The sequence below is a fragment of the Methylobacterium sp. J-076 genome (assembly GCF_022829405.1).
In the GTDB taxonomy this organism is placed as follows: domain Bacteria; phylum Pseudomonadota; class Alphaproteobacteria; order Rhizobiales; family Beijerinckiaceae; genus Methylobacterium.
Map to the genome: position 1 here is coordinate 61,480 of NZ_JAKSXW010000121.1, position 14,310 is coordinate 75,789.

The 14,310-nt window shown below is 75.0% G+C and carries 13 protein-coding genes; 1 reads left to right on the forward strand and 12 read right to left on the reverse strand.

The features are described from left to right. Positions 1–28: 28 nt before the first annotated feature. From MKK53_RS12660 to cbiE, 4 genes are read right to left on the reverse strand one after another with little or no spacing between them, the layout of a single operon-like run. Positions 29–1,348 (reverse strand): cobyrinate a,c-diamide synthase, encoded by a 1,320-nt coding sequence (locus MKK53_RS12660; protein ID WP_243929059.1) that lies wholly within the window; start codon positions 1,346–1,348, stop codon positions 29–31. Continuing rightward, the gene (gene cobM / locus MKK53_RS12665) at positions 1,345–2,124 is read right to left on the reverse strand and encodes a precorrin-4 C(11)-methyltransferase (protein ID WP_243929060.1); all 780 of its coding nucleotides are present in this window, start codon (positions 2,122–2,124) and stop codon (positions 1,345–1,347) included. The genes MKK53_RS12660 and cobM overlap by 4 nt, the downstream gene beginning before the upstream one ends. Further along, the gene (locus tag MKK53_RS12670; protein WP_243929061.1) at positions 2,121–2,555 is read right to left on the reverse strand and encodes a cobalamin biosynthesis protein; all 435 of its coding nucleotides are present in this window, start codon (positions 2,553–2,555) and stop codon (positions 2,121–2,123) included. The genes cobM and MKK53_RS12670 overlap by 4 nt, the downstream gene beginning before the upstream one ends. Next, positions 2,534–3,766 carry a precorrin-6y C5,15-methyltransferase (decarboxylating) subunit CbiE gene (cbiE, locus tag MKK53_RS12675; RefSeq protein WP_243929062.1) on the reverse strand — a complete coding sequence of 411 codons (1,233 nt, stop codon included), beginning with the start codon at positions 3,764–3,766 and terminating at the stop codon, positions 2,534–2,536. Before cbiE ends, MKK53_RS12670 begins: the two co-directional genes overlap by 22 nt. On the opposite strand from cbiE, the gene MKK53_RS12680 reads away from it, so the two are divergent. Then, complete coding sequence (locus tag MKK53_RS12680; protein ID WP_243929063.1) at positions 3,765–4,520, forward strand: cobalt-precorrin-6A reductase; 756 nt, start codon at positions 3,765–3,767, stop codon at positions 4,518–4,520. The genes cbiE and MKK53_RS12680 overlap by 2 nt on opposite strands. A 248-nt stretch (positions 4,521–4,768) precedes the next feature. Here the strand turns inward: MKK53_RS12680 and cobJ are convergent, their stop codons facing one another. The 8 genes from cobJ to MKK53_RS12720 are packed head-to-tail and all read right to left on the reverse strand — an operon-like array spanning position 4,769 to position 14,306. Then, positions 4,769–5,530, reverse strand: coding sequence for a precorrin-3B C(17)-methyltransferase (gene cobJ, locus MKK53_RS12685; RefSeq protein WP_243929064.1), 762 nt, complete (start codon positions 5,528–5,530; stop codon positions 4,769–4,771). Beyond that, the gene (locus MKK53_RS12690; protein ID WP_243929065.1) at positions 5,527–6,306 is read right to left on the reverse strand and encodes a precorrin-2 C(20)-methyltransferase; all 780 of its coding nucleotides are present in this window, start codon (positions 6,304–6,306) and stop codon (positions 5,527–5,529) included. Before MKK53_RS12690 ends, cobJ begins: the two co-directional genes overlap by 4 nt. Further along, the gene (locus MKK53_RS12695; protein WP_243929066.1) at positions 6,306–6,998 is read right to left on the reverse strand and encodes a precorrin-8X methylmutase; all 693 of its coding nucleotides are present in this window, start codon (positions 6,996–6,998) and stop codon (positions 6,306–6,308) included. The genes MKK53_RS12690 and MKK53_RS12695 overlap by 1 nt, the downstream gene beginning before the upstream one ends. Then, positions 6,995–8,488 (reverse strand): precorrin-3B synthase, encoded by a 1,494-nt coding sequence (locus MKK53_RS12700; RefSeq protein WP_243929067.1) that lies wholly within the window; start codon positions 8,486–8,488, stop codon positions 6,995–6,997. The genes MKK53_RS12695 and MKK53_RS12700 overlap by 4 nt, the downstream gene beginning before the upstream one ends. Then, complete coding sequence (gene cobN, locus MKK53_RS12705) at positions 8,485–12,123, reverse strand: cobaltochelatase subunit CobN (protein ID WP_243929068.1); 3,639 nt, start codon at positions 12,121–12,123, stop codon at positions 8,485–8,487. Before cobN ends, MKK53_RS12700 begins: the two co-directional genes overlap by 4 nt. 44 nt (positions 12,124–12,167) lie before the next feature. Next, complete coding sequence (gene cobW / locus MKK53_RS12710; RefSeq protein WP_243929069.1) at positions 12,168–13,202, reverse strand: cobalamin biosynthesis protein CobW; 1,035 nt, start codon at positions 13,200–13,202, stop codon at positions 12,168–12,170. Further along, positions 13,199–13,576: a DUF1636 family protein gene (locus tag MKK53_RS12715; protein WP_243929070.1), complete on the reverse strand. Its 378-nt coding sequence runs from the start codon at positions 13,574–13,576 to the stop codon at positions 13,199–13,201. The genes cobW and MKK53_RS12715 overlap by 4 nt, the downstream gene beginning before the upstream one ends. Beyond that, complete coding sequence (locus MKK53_RS12720) at positions 13,569–14,306, reverse strand: CbtA family protein (RefSeq protein WP_243929071.1); 738 nt, start codon at positions 14,304–14,306, stop codon at positions 13,569–13,571. The genes MKK53_RS12715 and MKK53_RS12720 overlap by 8 nt, the downstream gene beginning before the upstream one ends. Positions 14,307–14,310: the final 4 nt, after the last annotated feature.

Consider the following 14,310-nt stretch of genomic DNA (forward strand, 5'->3'; position numbering starts at 1 on the left):
TCGGCGCGCAGTCAGGTGACCGTGCCGGTCAACGTCCGGCGGCGATCAGGTGGAAGAAGCTTCCGCTGACCTGTCCGAGGCGGTGTCCCATGAAGCCGAGGTCGGTGCCCTCGGCGTCGGTGATGCGGGCGAGGGCGTTCCCCTCGTCCGGCGCAACCGAGGTGACGCTGGCATAGTGGAACTCATGACCGACGAGGGTTGCGCCCCGTTGGCCGAGCGGCCCGTCCGCGGTGAGGCGCGCCACCCGATAGCCGAGGTGCAGCTTCCTGCGGTGATAGGACGTCGCCACCGGCAGCAGGCCGAGCATCGGGTGAGACACCCCATCGGCATCCTCGATGGCCTCCCCCAGCACCATGTAGCCGCCGCACTCCCCATGCACCGGTCGGGTCTGCGCGAAGGACCGCGTGGCCTGCAGGAAGCGGCGCGCGGCCGCGATTCGCCCGGCATGCAGCTCCGGGTAGCCGCCCGGCAGCCAGCAGGCATCGCAATCCTCGGGCGGCCCTTCGTCGGCGAGGGGCGAGAACGGCACGAGCTCCGCGCCCGCGCCGCGCCATCCCATTTCCATGTGCGGGTAGACGAAGCTGAACGCCTCGTCGCGGGCGACGGCGATGCGCTGCCCCGGCGGGCGGGCGAGGCCGTGTCCGCGGCTCGCCGGCACCGTCCCTCCCGCCGCGGCGACGAGGGCGGACAGGTCGATGCCGGCCTCGGCGATCTCGGCCAGCCGCTCCAGCCGGGCGGCGAGGTCGGCCGTCTCGCCCGCCTGGACGAGGCCGAGGTGGCGTTCCGGCAGGACCAGCCCCGCCTCCCGCGACAGGGCGCCGAGCACCGGAAGTCCGGCCCGCTCCATGCCCGCCTCCACGAGCCGGCGATGGCGGGGGCTCGCGACCTTGTTGAGGATCACGCCGGCGATATGCAGGCGCGGGTCGTAGGCGCGGCAGCCCAGGGCGACCGCCGCGGCGGATTGCGCGGCGCCCGACACGTCGATGACCAGGATCACCGGCCAGCCGTAGCGGGCCGCGATGTCGGCATTGGCGCCGGAGCGATTCTCCGCCGCGCGGACCCCGTCGAACAGGCCCATCGACCCTTCGGCGAGCACGATGTCCGCCTCGGCGGCGGTGGAGGCGGCCAGGGTGTCGAGGAGGTCCGGCTCCATGGCGAAGCTGTCGAGGTTGAAGCTCGGTTCCCCTGTGGCGGCCCTATGGAAGGCCGGGTCGATGTAGTCCGGGCCGCATTTGGCCCCGCGCACCCGCAATCCGCGGCGGCTCAGGGCCCGCATCAGCGCGAGTGTCACCGTCGTCTTGCCGGAGCCCGACCGCGGCGCGGCGATGAGAAGACCGGGCGCGCTCACGACGAAACACCCCCCACCGCACCGTTCGGCCTGAATCGGCGGTCGTAATCGGCGGCGTACAGGGCGCTTTCGCGGAAGTCTGCTGCATCGAGGGCCGGGCCGACGAAAATAATTGCCGTCCGCTCCAGATTCTTTGCACTCACAAGTTGCGGGATGTCGGCAAGCCGTCCGCGAATGATGGTTTCGTCCGGCCACGTCGCCCGGAAGACTGCGGCGGAGGGGCAATCCGCACCGTAGAACGGCACGAGCTCTGCCGCCACCTTCTCCACCACATGGATCGACAGGTGAATCGCCAGGGTCGCCCCGGTGGCGGCGAAGGCGGACAGCCGCTCCCGGTCCGGCATGGCGCTGGCCCTGCCCGAGGTGCGGGTGAGCACGACGGATTGCGTGAGGCCCGGCACGGTCAGCTCCCGCCCGAGGACGGAGGCCGCCGCCGCGAAGGCGGGCACGCCGGGGGTCAGGGTGTAGGGGATGCCGAGCCGGTCGAGCCGGCGCAGCTGTTCGGCCAGGGCGCTCCAGATGGACAGGTCGCCCGAATGCAGCCGCGCCACGTCGAGCCCGGCGGCGTGGGCCGCCGCGATCTCGTCCATGATCGCATCGAGGGAGAGCGGCGCCGTGTCGATGATCCGCGTTCCCGGCGGGCACCAGGTCAGGATCTCCGGGGCGACCAGGGAGCCGGCATAGAGGCAGACCGGGCAGGCGGCGATGCGGTCGCGCCCGCGGACCGTGATGAGATCGGCCGCGCCGGGCCCCGCGCCGATGAAATGGACCGTCATGCCTCAGGCCTCTCGCGCGTTTCGGCCCGGAAGGCCAGTGCGCAGGTGACGCTCCCCGTGGCGATCCGCGCCAGGGCGAGGCGTCCCGCCGGCCCAGCGGCGGCCAGGGCCGCGGCCTCGCAGAGCGATCCCACCCCGCGCAGGGCCTCGATCCGGGCGGAGCGGGTCCGCACCTGCGGATCGCAGGCGGCGAGGGCCTCCGGGGACAGCCCCTCGGGGACGAGGCCGAACAGGGCGGCGGCCTCGCGGATCGCCGGCTCCCCCGCCCGGTCCCCGGCGGTGGCGATGGCGGCGAGGTCCGCCGGCCCCGCTTCAGCCTCCTCGAGGGCGCGCCGGATCAGAGATGCGATCTCCGCCGCCTGCGCATGGCGGCGGAAGCCGATGCCGGCGACGAGCCCGGGCCGCGCGCTCACGGCTTGGTCCAGGCCCATTGGGTCACCGGCATCGCCGTCCGCCAGCCGTGGAGGCCGCCCACCGCGGCGGCGCGGGCCACCGTGAACCGGCGCAGGCTCCCGCCCCGGTGGGCGAAGGCCGCCAGCAGCGCCGCCTCGCCTTCGAGGGTCACGGCGTTGGCGACGAAGCGTCCGCCCGATCGCAGCGCCGCCGCGGCCCGGTCGAGGAGCCCCGGCTCGGACACGCCCCCGCCCACGAAGACGGCATCCGGCGGCGGCAACCCGTCGAGAATGGCCGGGGCCCGCCCGAGGACGACCGCGAGGTCGGGCACGCCGAGGGAGGCGGCATTGCGCTGGATGCGCCCGGCCCGGTCCGGCCTGTCCTCGATGGCGGTGGCCCGCAGGGAGGGGCCGCGGAGCATCCACTCGATGGAGATCGACCCCGCCCCCGCCCCGATGTCCCAGAGGTGCCGCCCCGGCTGCGGGCGCAGGGCGGACAGGGTGAGGGCCCGGATCTCGGCCTTGGTGAGCTGCCCGTCATTCTCGAACAGGGCGTCATCGAGGCCCGGTGCCAGGGGCAGGCCCTCGCCCTCGCCCGCCACGTCGAGGGCGAGGGTGTTGAGGGGGGCGATCCCGTCCAGGGCGAAGGCATCGGCCCGTCCGGCGCGGATGCGTTCCCGCGGGCCGCCCATCGCTTCGAGGACGGTGATCGTCGTCGCGCCGAAGCCCCGGCCGGTCAGCAGGGCCGCCACGGCGGCGGCGGTCGTGCCGTCCCAGGCGAGGACGAGGAGGCGTGCGCCGGGCCGAAGGTGCGGGACGATCCGCTCCAGCGCCCGCCCGTGCAGGGTGACGAGGCCGCATTCCGCCAAGGGCCAGCCGAGCCGGGCGCAGGCGAGGCTGAAGGCCGAGGGCTGCGGGAAGGCCGCGATCTCGTCGGCCGGCACCAGCCGGGCGATCTCGGCGCCGATGCCGTAATGGAACGGGTCCCCGGTGGCGAGCAGGCAGGTCGGCCGTCCCCGCCGGGCGAGGATGCCGGGATAGGCCTCGTGGATCGGGCTCGGCCAGGGGCGGGTCTCGGCGGCGAGGGGCGCGGCGAGGGCGAGGTGCCGGCGCCCGCCATAGACCACCTCCGCCCCGTCGAGGGCGGCGGCGGCGGCGGGGGAAAGGCCCGCCCGCCCGTCCTCCCCGATGCCGACGATGGCCAGCCAGCGGCTCGACACGGGCTCAGCGGACGCGGACAAGGCGGCCATGCCCGATTCCCCGACGCGACTCCTGATCCTCGGCGGCACCACGGAGGCCACCGCCCTCGCGCGGCAGCTCGCCGGCGACGGCGCCTTCGCGACGACGCTTTCCCTCGCCGGGCGCACCAGCGCGCCGATGGCGAGCCCCGTGCCCACGCGCACGGGCGGATTCGGCGGTGCGGACGGCCTCGCCCGGTATCTGGCGGAGGAGCGTATCGACCGCCTGATCGATGCCACGCACCCCTTCGCCGCGCGGATCTCCGCCAACGCCGCCATCGCGGCCCGGCAGGCGAGGGTGCCGCTGCTGGCGATCCGCCGTCCGCCCTGGGTGGCGGGCGAGGGGGACCGCTGGACGGAGGTCGCCGACATGGCCGGCGCGGTGGCCGCCCTCGGGCCGGAGCCGCGCACGGTGTTCCTCACCATCGGCCGGCAGGAGGTGGCGGCCTTCGCGGTGGCCCCGCAGCATTCCTACGTCGTCCGCACCATCGAGCCGGTGGGCGATGCCCTGCCGGTGCCGCATCTCAGGACGATCGCCGCCCGCGGCCCCTTCGATGCCGAGGCCGAGGCGGCGCTGATGCGGGAGGCCGGCATCGCGGTGGTCGTCAGCAAGAATGCCGGCGGCGCGGCCACGCGGGGCAAGCTCCTCGCCGCCCGCCGCCTTCGCCTGCCGGTGGTGATGGTCCGCCGGCCGGACAAGCCCGATGTGGACAGCGTGTCGGATGCGGCGGGCGCGCTGGCGTGGCTGAGGAAGTCGCGTTGCTGACAATCCCGCCGCCCCGCCGTCGTCGCGGTTGCAGCGGGACATCACTCGGCATGGCGCTGCGGGATCGCTTCGCTGGGCTCGCAATGACGCCCCATGGCTCCGTCGCCCCCTCGTGGGGGAGGGCGCCTCGGGCGGAGAGGGGGGTCGCGTGGCCGGAACCGTCGCGACGGCCCCCTCCCGACCCCCACCGACGCGAGGGCCCCCCTCCCTCGCGGAGGGTCGAGGGAAAGCGCGGCGGCGGCGGGGGCTCACGCCGCCCCCGGCACGCTGCGCAGGGTGTAGACGAACGGCGCCTTTCCCTCCCGCGGGATCAGCCGCGTGCCGGAGGCGCCGAGGATCACCATCGTCGCCATGTCGGCGGGCGCGGAGGGGGCTTCGGCGAGCGTCGTCACGCGGATCGCTTCGTCCGGCCGGCTGATCGCGCGGGCGAACATCACCGGCGTGTCGGGGGCACGGATGGCGGCGGCGAGTTCCAGGGCCGCGCCGAGCTGCCAGGGCCGCGCCGAGGAGATCGGGTTGTAGAGGGCGATCACAAAATCGGCCCGCAGCACCGCCTCCAGCCGGGCGGTCACCACCGGCCAGGGCTTGAGGTTGTCGGACAGGGACATCGCGCAGAAATCCCCTCCGAGCGGCGCCCCGAGCCGCGCGGCGGCGGCGAGCATGGCGGTGATGCCGGGCTCGACGGTGATGGTGAGGTCACGCCAGCCGGGCTCCCCGTGCTCCACCGCCTCGAACACCGCCGCCGCCATGGCGAACACGCCGGGGTCGCCCCCCGAGACCACCGCCACCCGCCGGCCGGCGGCGGCGAGGCTCAGGGCATGGCGGGCGCGGTCGACCTCCACCCGGTTGTCGCTGGCATGGCGGACGAGGCCCGGCCGCTCCGGCACCCGGGACACGTAGGGGAAGTAGCCGATCAGATCCTCGGCCGCATCGAGAGCGCGGCGGGCGGACTCCGTCAGCAGGGACGGGTCGCCGGGGCCGAGCCCGACGACCGTGACGCTGCCGCTCACGGCCTCCGGCCCTCGCCGGGCAGCAGGACCATCGAGAAATACGGGGCCTCGTCGTCCGCCTTCAGGGCGAGGGGAATGACCCGCTCGCCGGCCATCGTCCCGCGCTCCACGTAGACCGCCCGGGCCAGCAGCCCCGCCTCGGCCAGGGCGGCGCGGACCTTCGGCAGGTGCCGGCCGAGCTTCATCACCACGGCGGCGTCGGTGCCGCGCAGGCGCTCGATCAGCACCGGCAGCGGCAGGGTCGCCGGCAGGACGGTGAGCACGTCGTCGCCCCAGGTGATCGGCGTGCCGGCCCGGGTCCAGCAGCCCGACATGCCGGTGACGCCGGGGATCACGTCCACCGGGAACCGGTCCTTCAGCCGCCGCCACAGGTGCATGAACGAGCCGTAGAAGAACGGATCGCCCTCCGACAGGATCGCCACGTCCCGCCCGGCATCGAGGTGCCCGGCGAGGCGCTCCGACGCCTCGTCGTAGAAGGCGGCTAGCGCCGCCACGTAATCCGGGTGCTCCGGGTGCAATTCGGTGGTGTAGGGATAGGCCAGCGGCAACTCGCGGGAGGGGTCGCGCAGGATCGCGTCCGCGATGCCCCGGGCGTTGCCGCGCTTGCCCTGCTTGCAGAAGTGCACGAGGACCGGCGCCCGCTCCAGGATCCGCCGCGCCTTGACGGTGAGCAGGTCCGGGTCCCCCGGCCCCATGCCGACCCCGTAGAGCGTCCCCGTCGTGGCCGGGCGCGGGTGCTCCCCCGTCTCGCCCTCGAAGGGCGTCAGCCCGTCCATCACTCGACCTCGCTGGCCAGCGCGTTGACCGCCGCCGCCGCCATCGCGCTCCCGCCCCGGCGCCCGTGCACCACCACGAACGGCACCCGGCCGTCGCGGGCCAGGGCCTCCTTCGATTCCGCCGCGCCGACGAACCCGACCGGGATGCCGATGATGGCCGCCGGGGGCGCCACGCCCTCGTCCAGCAGTTCGAGCAGGCGGAACAGGGAGGTCGGCGCGTTGCCCACCGCCACGACGCTGCCGGGCAGGTGCTCGCGCCACAGGTCCATCGCGGCGGCGGAGCGGGTGGTGCCCATCCGCTGCGCCATCTCGGGCACCCGCGGATCGCGCAGGGTGCAGATGACCCGGTTGTCGGCCGGCAACCGGGCGCGGGTGACGCCGTCGGCCACCATGTGGACGTCGCACAGCACGGGGGCGCCGGCCTTCAGGGCGGCCACGCCGGCCTCCGCGAAACCCTCCGCCATTTCCACGTCGGCGGGCAGGTCGGTCATGCCGCAGGCGTGGATCATGCGCACCACGCAGCGTTCCGCCGCGCCGGACCAACGGGCGAGGTCGGCCTCGCCGCGGATGATCGCGAAGGACTTCGCGTAGATCGCGCCGCCGTCGCGGACATACTCGTAACGAGAGGTCTCTTGGTGAGAGGACTCCTGGCGCGAGGTCTGCGGAAGCAGGGTGTTCAAACTCGCGCTCATGCGGGTCTCCGGTTCCTCCCCCTGTCGATGGTCTCCGGCGCGAAGGCGGCGGCGAGCCCGACTGTTGCCGCCCTTCCTAACCGCTCCAAAGCCGTCTCGATAGGGATTTGCAGTAACGACGGATCGCCCGGGGCGCCGCCGACAATGATGGCGTAATCCCCGTCCCGCCCGACGAGGGTGAGGTCCGCCGGGCCCGGCCGGGCGCAGCCCTTGGCACAGCCGGAGACGTGCGCCGACAGGCCCCGCGCGGCCAGCGGTTGGAACGCGTCCGCGAGGCGCGCGGCGTCGGCGAGCGTCGGCGTGGTGCCCGAGGCGCAGGCGGGCGCCCCAGTGCAGGCGGCCACCGCCCGGCGGGGATCCTCCGCGCCGGTGATGAAGTCCGCCGCGAGGGCGGGGAGGTGGGCCTTCACCCGCTCCGGCCGGGCGGCCACCAGCACGATGCCGCGGGAGGGCGTCAGGCGGAACTCCGCCGCACCGATGTCCTCCGCGACGGCGATCAGCCGCACGAACGCGTCGGCGGTACAGCGGCCGAACGGGGCGTCGAGGGTGAGGACGGCGATGCCGGTCGGGCCGTCGATGACCGACAGGCCGGGCGCCGGCCCGATGGCCGTCATCGCGAGCAGCGCCCCGTTCGGAAGCGCCTCGCTTCCCTGGATTGCTTCGCTTTGCTCGCCATGCCGGGGTGGGAGCGCGACTGCGGAATTCCCTCCCCCCTCTGCGGGGGAGGGTACCCCGCGAAGCGGGGGGGGAGAGGGGAACGCGGCTGCCGGAAAGGGCACTGTGTGTCGTGAGGGGGCCGTGCCACAGCCTCCACCGTCGCTCCCCTCTCCCGACCCCCTTCGGGGGCCACCCTCCCCCGCAGAGGGGGGAGGGAGGATCGCGCGCAATTCATCCGCCGTCAGATCGCGCATCCGGCGCTGTCCGGTGGCCGCGAAGGCCGCGAGGAGGGACGCCACCACGGCCGGGGCGTCCGCCAGCGGGGAGACGCCGATGGCCTCGGCAGCCGTCGCCAGGCCGATCGCCACCCGCCCCTCCGCTACCGGCACCACCGACAGGTCCGCCTCGTCCGTGGCGAACCCCACCGCCACCAGCGTCTTGGCGGGCAGGCCGGGGATGCCGCGCCCGGCGGCTTCGATGGCGCGGGCCAGGGTGCGAATGGCGTCGTCGGCGAGCGGCCCGGTCAGGGTGAGGCGCTGGGGGCCGCCGTCGGTGCGGGTGTCGCCGAGGCCGGCGGCGGCGAGCAGGGCCGCGAGCGGAGCCGTCGTCGCCTCGCTCACACCGCGGATCTGGAGGTTCGCCCGGGCGGTCAGGTCGAGGTGCCCGTTGCCGTAGCGGCGGGCGCCCTCGGCCACGGCGCGGGCCTGCGGCAGGGTCAGCACTCCCAGCGGCGGGTGAAGGCGCGCGAGGAGCCCGTCGCCGGTCGGCATCGGGCGGGCGAGGCCGGGGCACCAGCCCCGGCGGGCGCCATCGGGGAGGGCGCGCCGGCTCATTCGGCCGCTTCCCCGAGCAGGGCGTCGGCGGGGAGTGCGTTGCGGCGGCTCACCCACAGGCCCCGGTCCCGGGCCTGATCGAACCGGTCAAGGATCGCGCGGGTGGCGGCCGGGTTGGCGGCGCGCAGGTGCTCGAACACCTCCGGGTCGGCGATCCAGGCGGAATAGAGCGTCTCGAACCCGGCATCGGTCACGGCGTCGCTTCCGGCGGCGAGGACGAACACCGCGTCGAGCCCCTGGGCCAGCTCCTGCGCCCCCCGGTAGCCGTGGCGCAGCTGGGCGGCGATCCAGCGGGGATCGGCGAGGCGGCCGCGGATCAGCCGGGCGGCGTCCTCGCGGGCGGTGCGGGCCTTCGGGCGCTCGGGCTTCGACACGTCGAGGCTGTAGAGGGCGGGCTTCGCGCCGGCCAGGGTCGCGGCGGCGGCGAAGCCGCCCATGGCGTCCACGGCGGCGTCGCCGTCGAACAGGTCGCGCTCGGCCACGTCGAAGGCGTGGGCGTAGGCGTCCGCCCCGGCCACGAGGCGGCCGAAACCCGCATCCGGCCCCTCACGGTCGCCGTAGGCGTAGCCGCTGGCATCGAGATAGGCCCGGCCGAGGTCGTCCCGGCCGTCCCATTCCCCGTCGAGGGCGAGGGCGGCGGCGCCCGCCCCGTAGCGGCCCGGCGCGGCGCCGTAGACCCGGGCGGCGGCCTCGCCCCTCCGGGCGGCGGCGGCCAGCGGGTTGTCCTCGTCCTCCTCGTCGCGGGCGGCCACGGCGCGGACGGCCCGGTCGAGGAGCGCCAGCGTGTCGGGGAAGGTGTCGCGGAACGCGCCGGAGACGCGCACGGTGACATCGACCCGCGGCCGGTCGAGGACGGCCAGCGGCAGCACCTCGAAACCGGTGACGCGGGTGCTGGCATGGTCCCAGACCGGCCGGACGCCCATCAGCGCCAGGGCGTGGGCGACATCCTCGCCCCCCGTGCGCAGGGTCGGCGAGGCCCAGAGGTCCATGACGATCCGGGCCGGGTAGGCGCCCTCGTCCTGAAGGTAGCGGGTGACGACCGCCGCGGCGGCCTTCTCGCCGAGCAGGGTCGCGGCCCGGCTCGGGATCGCCCGCGGGTCGAGGGTGGTGAGGTTGCGCCCGGTCGGCATCACGTCGAGGCGCCCGCGGGAGGGCGACCCGGCGGGGCCGGGGGGCACGAAGCGTCCGTCGAGGGCGGCGAGCAGCCCGGCCCGCTCCCCCGTCGCGCAGGCCCGGACGGCATCCGGCGCCTCCCCGGGGGCGCGGCCGAAGACGTGCAGCCCGTCGCGGAAGGTCGTCTCTCCGAGGTCGCAGAGATGCGCGTCGAGGGCACTCAGCGCGTCCTCCATCGGCGTGCCGGGGACGATTCCGGCGCCTGCCAGCAGCCCGTGGCCGTCCGCCTCCTCCAGGATGGACGCGGCCAGCAGCCGCGCCCGGCGCGGGTCGAGCACCGTGGCGGAGGAATACTCCTCCACCAGCTCGCGCAGCCGCGCCGTCTCCGGCGGCAGGCCGGCGACGGCGACGGTCGGGGTCAGGTGACCCAGCGCGATGCCACCGAGGCGCCGCTTGAGCGGAGCCGCCTCGCCGGGATCGTCGACGATGAACGGGTAGACCACCGGAAGGCCGCCGACGCAGAGCGCGGGCCAGCAGCCCGGCGACAGGGCCACCGCCTTGCCGGGCAGCCACTCCGCGGTGCCGTGGGTGCCGAGCTGGACCAGGACGTCGAAGTGCCGGCGCAGGCCGAGATGGAAGGCGAGGTAGGCGTGGGTCGGCACCCGGTCGGGGTCGTGGTAGCCGGCCTTGCGGTCGGTATCACGCCCCCGGTCGGGCTGGAGGAACAGGGCGCAGGGGGGGCACGGGCCTTCCCTCTCCCCGTCTTGCGGGGAGAGGCCTTCATGGCCCTCGGCGTCCATGACGGAAGCGGAGGCGGAGCCGGTGCGGCGGTGAGGGGGCTGTCCGGATGAGGCTCCTTCTGCCGCCCCCCCCACCATCGGCTGCCGCCTCGCTTCGGCGACGACAGGGTCGCCGAAGCCCTCTCCCGGCATGACGGGGAGAGGAGATTCACACCCCCCCACCATGCGGAATCGGAAGGCGCCGTCGCGGCAGGCGGGATCGTCTCCCGGCGAACCCCAGGCGTCGGTCAGGGCGGCGCGGGCCGCCTCCGGCAGGGTAGCGAGCCATGCGGCGTAGTCCGCGAGCGGCACCGCGAAGCTGGGCTCGCCCCCGGTCAGCGCCTGCATCAGGGCGTCCGCCTCGGGCAGCGGGGCGGCGGGGTAGCCGGCCGCCGCAAGGTCGGCGAACACGGCGCGGGCGCTCTCGGGGGTGTCGAGCCCGACGGCGAAGCCCGCCCGGCCGCCCCGGGCCGGGTAGTCGGACAGCACCACGGCCACCCGCCGTTCGGCGGAGGGGAGGGCGGCGAGGCGCAGCCAGCCGCAGGCCCGGTCGGCCAGGGCCGCGATGCCCTCCGCATGGGGCACGAGCCGCCGCTCGGAGAAGCCCGCCACCTCCGGCGCCTCCTCCTTGAAGGCGATGGGGAAGCCGGAGAGCCGCCCGTCGAATTCCGGCAGGGCCACCTGCATGGCGAGGTCGGAGGCGCCGAGCCCCCTCGCCGAGGCCGCCCAAGCGTCCCGGGGCGAGCCCACGGTAAAGGCCTGCAGCACTGGGCAGCCCGCCCGGTCGAGGACGAACCCGGCATCGTCCCGGGCCGAAAAGGCGGTGGCGGCGATGACGATGTCCGGCGAGCGTGCGGCGAGGGCGTCCTTCACCGCGGCGACGGCCTCGGGATCCTTCAGGCTGGACACGGCGAGCACCAGCACGCCGACGCCGCGCTCCCTCAGGGCGAGGGCCAGGGCTTCGAACGGGGCGGTGTCCCCGCCGAGGATCGCCGAGCGGTAGACGAGGAGCAGGGCGAGGGGGGACACGCCCCGGCCCAATCCACTCCCCCCGTCCTTACGAGAGCGACGCAATCCAGGGAGGTGGGCCGCTCCAGGAGGTGGCGCTTCGCTGGATAGCTTCGCTCCGCTCGCAAGGACGGGGGGGAGCGGCACGGCGCTCGCGCCCGCCGCCAGCGCCACGTCCAGCTCGACCGGCCCGCAGCCGGGGCACCATGCGAAGCCGCGCGGCAGGGGCACGGCCGGCTCGGCGGCCCCGCCCTCGCCGATCCCGGCCGCGAGGCGTCGGAGCATCCGGCGCAGGTTCTCCGGCCCGCCGGCGCGGAAATAGCCGTCGAGGTCGTCGGCGAAGGCGGGATCGGTCGAGAACTCCGCCAGCCGGTCGTCCGGCCGGTCGTCCCCCGGCAGCACGGCCAGCACGACGCCGTGCGCCCGTGCCGCCGCCGCGCATCGTTCGATGCCGTAGCGCCAGTAATCGAGCCCGCCGAGGCAGCGGATCACCACCGCGCGGGCGCGGGCGATTACCTTCTCGACGTAGAGATCGACCGAGAGCGGGTGCCGGAGCTTGGCGAGCTTGGCCAGCCGCAGGGACGGCAGCCCCGGCTCCGTCCCATGGACCCAGGCGAGCCCGGCGAGGTCGCTATCCGTGAAGGACAGGATCACGAGGTCACCCGGCTCCTGGCCGAGATCCACCGCCGCCTCGCCCTCGTCCAGGGAGACCGTATCGACGCGCAGGAGGTGCATGGCGCTCCCCCCTCAGGCGGCGCGGGACGTGTCCGGTCCGCGCCTCATCCTGCCAGCGCCCTGGCGACGGCGCCCTGGTCGAAGCCCTTGAGGCCGATCACCACGAGGCGCCCGTCCCGGGCCTCGCCCGCCCGCCACGGCCGGTCGAAATGGTGGGAGACCCGGCGGCCGACGCCCTGCACCACGAGGCGCATCGGCTTGCCCTCGACCTCCACGAAACCCTTGATCCGCAGGACGCCCTCGGTCTCCGCCGCCTTCTCGACGCGGGCGGCGAGATCGCCGGCCGTCACCGCCGGGCGGACGGGGAGGGCGACGGTCTCGAAGTCGTCATGATCGTGGTCCTCCCCCTCGCCGTGGTGCGAGGGGCGGTTGGCGAGGTCGTCCTCCGCAGCGGCGCCGAGGCCGAGCAGCACGCGGGGGTCGATGGCGCCGTTCTGGGTCTCGATCAGCTTCACGGCGCGGGGCAGGTGGGCCTCCACCTCGGCGCGGACCTTGGCGAGGGACGCCGCGTCGAGCAGGTCGGCCTTGTTCAGCACCACGAGGTCGGCGCAGAGGAGCTGGTCCTCGAACACCTCCTCGAGGGGGTTGTCGTGGTCCACCGACGTGTCGGCCGCGCGCTGGGCGGCCGAGGCCTCGGGGTCGTCGGCGAAGGCGCCGGTGGCCACCGCCGGGCCGTCCACCACCGCGACGACGCCATCGACGGTCACGCGGGAGCGGATCGCCGGCCACTGGAACGCCTGGACCAGGGGCTTCGGCAGGGCGAGGCCGGAGGTCTCGATCAGGATGTGCTCGGGGGGCTCGTCGCGGGCGAGGAGCGTCTCCAGCGCCGGCACGAAATCGTCCGCCACGGTGCAGCAGATGCAGCCGTTCGGAAGCTCGACGATGGACTCCTCCGTGCAGCCCTCGACGCCGCAGGCGGCCAGGAACGAGCGGTCGAAGCCGACATCGCCGAACTCGTTCACGAGGATCGCGAGGCGGCGGCCCTTGGCGTGCTCAATGACGTGGCGGACGAGCGTCGTCTTGCCGGCACCGAGGAACCCGGTGACGATCGTGCAGGGGATCTTCGCGACGATGGTCATTCGGTGGCCTCGGGGACAGGGGGGAACGGCGGGATGCGGGCGATCACGCCCGAGCGGAATTCCTTGGGGCGCTCCCGCCAGGGCACGATCCCGTCCGGGGTGCCGGCATAGCGCTTGAGGCCGTCGAGGATGGTGTCCGCGGCGGCCTCGGCGTCGAGGTCGCCGTAGATGTAGGTCCAGCGGCCGGGGGAGGCCACGGCCACCGTGCACGGGCGCTTGCACACCGAGAGGCATTCCACCGGCTCGACGCGCAGGCCCTCGGCCCGCCGGGCGAGCGCGGCGTGCAGCCGGGCGCCGGCCCGGGGGCCTTCGGGGTCGTCACCCTCCCGTCGGCAGGTGGTGCAGACGTAGAGGGTCGTCCCGCCTTCAGGCATGCCGTCTCCCTGCAGAGCCGAAGCTCTGCCACGCCCAGCCCAGGCCAAGGCCGATCATAGCCCAGAACACCGCGCCGATGGCCAGCGACCGGGCCGCGAACTGCGCCGCCAGCGCCGCCGGCAGTTCCGAGGCTCCGTCCGGCGTCTGCGGCGCGCCGACGACGTGCGGCGCCACGATCAGCACCAGCCCGCCGAGGATCGCGATCAGCGAGCGCCGGACGCCGATCAGGTAGAGGCCCATGGCGGTGGAGACCGCGGTCATGGCCCACCAGGCCTGCCGGGCGAGGAGGGGCGCGGCCTCCTGGCCGGGCAGTTCCGGCGGCAGGCCGAGGCCGGGGGCCAGGGCGACGCTGGCGAAGCCGGCCAGCGCGAAGGCGAGGCCGGTCTGGAGGGTCGGCTCCCGGCCGCAGGCGAGCAGCACCGCGCCGAGGATCAGGGCGTAGCCGACGCCGCCGACCAGTGTCGCGAGGCCGGTGAAGGCCATGCGCTGGAGGCCGGGGGCCGGCTGCCATTCCGGCGCGGCGTCGGGCGCCGCGTGGTCGTGCCCCGAATGGGCGAGGACGATGGGAAGGGTGCGCGGCAGGACTTCGGCCGCGCGGCTGGGCTCCCGCTGCTCGTACCGCTCGGCCTCGAGGATGAGGGGCGATGTGAGGGAGAGTTGCAGCCCCGTGGCGACGACGGCCGCGAGGAAGCCGGCGGCGAGGGCCGCCGACAGAAGTCGGAGAATCATCCCT